This is a genomic window from Flavobacterium sp. (assembly GCF_003525665.1).
Lineage (GTDB): Bacteria > Bacteroidota > Bacteroidia > Flavobacteriales > Flavobacteriaceae > Flavobacterium.
The window spans coordinates 1-3,860 of the sequence record NZ_DQDX01000185.1 but is presented as its reverse complement, the minus strand read 5'-3'; the positions used below and the strand labels follow the sequence as shown (position 1 = coordinate 3,860).

At 34.2% G+C, this 3,860-nt stretch carries 5 protein-coding genes; 1 reads left to right on the top strand and 4 read right to left on the bottom strand.

Annotation, left to right across the window (positions count from 1 at the left end):
- Positions 1-90: 90 nt before the first annotated feature.
- Both paaE and DIU01_RS12970 read right to left on the bottom strand, forming a co-directional pair.
- Positions 91-1,164: a 1,2-phenylacetyl-CoA epoxidase subunit PaaE gene (gene paaE / locus DIU01_RS12975; protein WP_290835131.1), complete on the bottom strand. Its 1,074-nt coding sequence runs from the start codon at positions 1,162-1,164 to the stop codon at positions 91-93.
- 164 nt (positions 1,165-1,328) lie between these two features.
- Positions 1,329-1,898, bottom strand: coding sequence for a TetR/AcrR family transcriptional regulator (locus DIU01_RS12970; protein ID WP_290835129.1), 570 nt, complete (start codon positions 1,896-1,898; stop codon positions 1,329-1,331).
- Between the two features lie 163 nt (positions 1,899-2,061).
- Here DIU01_RS12970 and DIU01_RS12965 point away from each other — a divergent pair, with 163 nt between their 5' ends.
- Positions 2,062-2,370, top strand: coding sequence for a rhodanese-like domain-containing protein (locus DIU01_RS12965; RefSeq protein ID WP_290835127.1), 309 nt, complete (start codon positions 2,062-2,064; stop codon positions 2,368-2,370).
- 330 nt (positions 2,371-2,700) lie between these two features.
- Here DIU01_RS12965 and DIU01_RS12960 read toward each other — a convergent pair whose 3' ends face one another.
- Together DIU01_RS12960 and DIU01_RS12955 are read right to left on the bottom strand one after the other, a co-directional pair.
- On the bottom strand, positions 2,701-3,429 hold the full coding sequence (locus DIU01_RS12960; RefSeq protein WP_290835125.1) for a hypothetical protein: 729 nt from the start codon (positions 3,427-3,429) through the stop codon (positions 2,701-2,703).
- 79 nt (positions 3,430-3,508) lie between these two features.
- On the bottom strand, positions 3,509-3,860 hold a 352-nt coding region (locus DIU01_RS12955), incomplete at its 5' end, for a helix-turn-helix transcriptional regulator (protein ID WP_290835123.1).

The following is a 3,860-nucleotide window of genomic DNA, read 5'->3' as shown; positions in this document are numbered from 1 at the left end:
AGCAACTACCGTGTAGTGCGGAAAGCAGGAAAATGGATTGCAAAAATGCCCGAAACATTCGCTCCTGACTTCGACAAGCTCAGCCTGACATTACACGCCAAAATCGACTACTACTTTGTCGGTTGTTGGGACGGCTTGACAGCTTAAAACCAATCCTTTGGCAACTTCGTGCGCATCTAAAGCGTAGTTGACTTTCATTTCGACTTCGCCTTCTAAAACTTTGCATTTGCAGGTGCTGCATACACCGCCTTTGCAGGCAAATGGTAAATCGGCTCCGGCTGCTAATGCTCCATCAAGGATGTTGTCGTAGGCTTCGTCCATCACGAAATGGAATTCTTTTCCGCCGTCGATGATGGTGATGTCGGTTCCGTTTACTTTATTTTCTACTATTCTTTGAATTCGTTTTTTATCTTCTTCGGAAATTCCTGAAGTGAACAACTCGTAATGTATTTTATCGCTATCTAATCCGGCAGCTGTTAACTCGTCGCGTAATAGGAAAATCATCTCTTCTGGTCCGCAGATGAAACAATCGTCGGTTGCAGGAATGTCAATTATTTTTTCGGTTAAAACCTGAATTTTTTCTTTTGTAAATCTTCCGTTAAACAATTCGGATGCTCGATGTTCTTTAGTTAGGAAATGAAAAATTTCGAAACGATTGAAATACAAGTTTTTAAGCTGTTCAATTTCCTCCTTAAAGATAATGGATTTTACGGAACGATTTAAATAAAATAATTTAAAAGTGCTGTTTGGCTCAGATTTTAAATGTGTTTTTATGATTGACAGAATTGGCGTGATTCCGCTTCCTGCTGCGAATGCTATGTAATTTTTGGCTTTTTGGGTATCGATTTCTACGTTGAACTTTCCGCTTGGTGGCATTATTTCTAGGATATCGCCTTTTTTCAGTGTTTCGTTTACGTAGGTAGAAAACAATCCGCCATTGATTTTTTTAACGGCTACTTTCCATTTGTCTTCGATTGGAGACGAACATAACGAATAAGAACGACGCACATCTTCACCGTCAATCATCGCTTTTAGCGTGAGATGTTGTCCTGGTTTGTATTGAAATTCTTGCTTTAATTCTTGTGGAATTTCAAAAGAAAGTACGGAACAATCTTTGGTTTCCTTGTAAATATCGGCAATTTTTATGTTGTGAAATTTTGACATAACCACTGAATAATTTTTAACTAACACTTGTTAGTTTGTTATGCAAATTTAGTGAAAATTTTGATATGTTACGAAAACGTTATATTTTTTTTGCTTTAAACCTTTAAGGCATTAAGGTTCATTAAGTTTTAGGTTTGGAACACAGATTTGAGAAATTTGAGAAATTACACAATTCCGTTTAGTAAAACTTGAATCATAGTTGCTTTTAGGACTTCGGGTTTGATTGTTTTTTTCTTTCCGTACCAAAGGTAAAGCGTTCTTAATGTTGAAAGAGTTGAGAAAATTATTACTTCTATGTTTAGGTTTTTTATTTCGCCGTTGGCGATTCCTGTTTTGATTATTTGTCGGAAACTTTCTTCGTAGTCGTTTCGCATTTTGATGAAATAGATTAAATCATCGTCAGTTAAGTGCATCCAATCGTTGTTTAGACAGGCTAATGCATCGGAATTTCTGAGCGTAATATCGATGTGAAGTTGTATAACTCGTTCGATTTTTTGGATGGTTGTGACATTCGAAGCAAGGATTTCATCGATTACAGAAGTAAATTCTTCGGCAATTTCGATGATGATTAAAACTAGAATTTCTTGCTTGGATTTGATGTGATTGTATAAACTTGCGGCTTTGATATCCATAGCCTGAGCGATGTCACGCATGGTTACAGCGCTGTATCCTTTTTCTTTAAAAAGTCGTGCTGCTACGTTTATAATTTCGGTTTTTCTATCGGTAATCTTCATTGGTGTCAAATATATAGAATATTTTTAGTTGGGTAACTTTTGTTACAAATTTGTGTAAAGGATAGTTTTACTTTTGCTGTGTTATTAAGTTTCAAAAAATCTAATAATAAATTAAAGCCCTTCGACTGCGCTCAGGGTGACAAACTATTAAAAAAATACAATTATGGGATTATTAAGTATGTTGGGATTGAGTGGAAAATCAGAAAGCATTAAAGAATTTATAGATAAAGGAGCCGTTATTATTGATGTTAGAACTCCTGGAGAATTTCAAGGCGGTTATATTAAAGGATCTAAAAATATTCCGTTGAATACTCTTGGAAATCAGATTGACAGTATTAAAAAATTGAATAAACCTGTGATTGCTTGTTGTGCAAGTGGAATGAGAAGTGCGCAAGCAACATCTATTTTTAAAAGTAATGGAATTGAAGCAATGAATGGTGGTGGATGGAGTAGTTTGCAGAATAAACTGTAGTTTTTTAGTACTTCCGTAGTTTATTATCTAGTTTTCCGTAGCGCAATATAGAACTTCCGCAGTTTATTATTGAGTTTCCGAATTTTCTTTAATGCTTCCGTAGGTTATTAATTTCTTTCCGTAAGTTATTATTTAGCTCCGTAGTTAGCTTTAGAGTTTCCGTAGATTACTATTTAGCTTCGGTGTATTACTGTTTGATTTCCGTAGGTTACTATTTGGTTTCGGGATGTTATTTTTTAATTTCCGTAGGTGTTGAGTGACTATCGGTGTAGTTTTTAGAAATGAAAAAGCCGTTTTTATTGAAACGGCTTTTTATAGTTGACTATTTTTTTATTCTGTTGGTGGTGTGGATGTTGTTTTTTTGGACGCATTTAATGTTTTGGAAACTTTGTTGAAACTGAATTGTTCTTTTTGTGCTGGATTATCTTTGTAAAATTTAGTTGAAATTTTAGAAACGCTAATTACTTTGCTGTAAATAATGTTGAATTGTGTTATTGCTTCGGAAGTAATTGTTTTGCGTATTCCTTTGTTATTTTCTTGTGTTATATCGGCTGCTTTTAGGGTGTCGGCATAGGCTGTAATTGTGTTTAATGTTGCTATTGCCGTTCCTTGTATTTCTATTTCGGTTGCTACTGCCGGTGTTAAATTGGTTTTGAATTGATAGAGTAAATTTATTAATGCTTCTTGGTCGCCTTTTTGGGCTTGTTTGTGGTAACTTGTGAAACCAAGTTGGATTAAAATCTCTGTTTGACGTGTTGGATTGGTTTTAAAATCTTCTACTAGTTGCACTTTTACTTCTGCTAAATCTTTGATGGCTTGTTTTTGTAAATTTAAAACTACTTGTGTTGCTTGACGCAGGTCTTTGGCGCTGTCAATACCAAGATAGGATTGAATTGTTGTGTTGATTTCGGACTGAAGGTCTTCGAAGAATGGATCTGCCCAAGTGGCACGCTTGGACTGTAAAAATGCCTTGTTGGTAATTGCTGTTTCTATGATTGTCGCTGCTGCAATAAGCATATCGACATCTTTGGTTTTGTAAATTCTTTGAACTGTTGTCATACTATAATTATTTTAAAGTTAATGAAATAGAAACTTTAGAAAGCAATAACTTATTACATTCAATTTGTTTAAACTTTTGTTAAAGTTTAAGTTGCTCTTTTAATGATTGGTTTTCTTCTTCAAGTTTTTGAATGTATTTTTTCATTGTTTCAAAAACAAATTCTGAATTTGCGTTAAATGTGCCGCCATTACCAAAATTGCCATGAGCATAATCTCCGTTAATAACATAAATGCCATCTTCTGGCTCATATATTTCTTCTAATGTAGTTTCTAACACTTTAGCCATTTTATCCCATTCTTTTTTTGATATTTTAGTTACACCATTTTCTCTTCTATTATAATTAGACGTTTCCATACCCAATTTAAAGGCAAACTCTTCTTGCGTATATTTCTTCTCTCTAAAATCTTTAAGTTTTTGCTTTATCATATTA

Coding starts and splice junctions, on each gene's coding strand:
- DIU01_RS12960 (WP_290835125.1), bottom strand. CDS start 3,429: ATGACAACAGTTCAAAGAATTTACAAAACCAAAGATGTCGATATGCTT.
- DIU01_RS12970 (WP_290835129.1), bottom strand. CDS start 1,898: ATGAAGATTACCGATAGAAAAACCGAAATTATAAACGTAGCAGCACGA.
- DIU01_RS12965 (WP_290835127.1), top strand. CDS start 2,062: ATGGGATTATTAAGTATGTTGGGATTGAGTGGAAAATCAGAAAGCATT.
- paaE (WP_290835131.1), bottom strand. CDS start 1,164: ATGTCAAAATTTCACAACATAAAAATTGCCGATATTTACAAGGAAACC.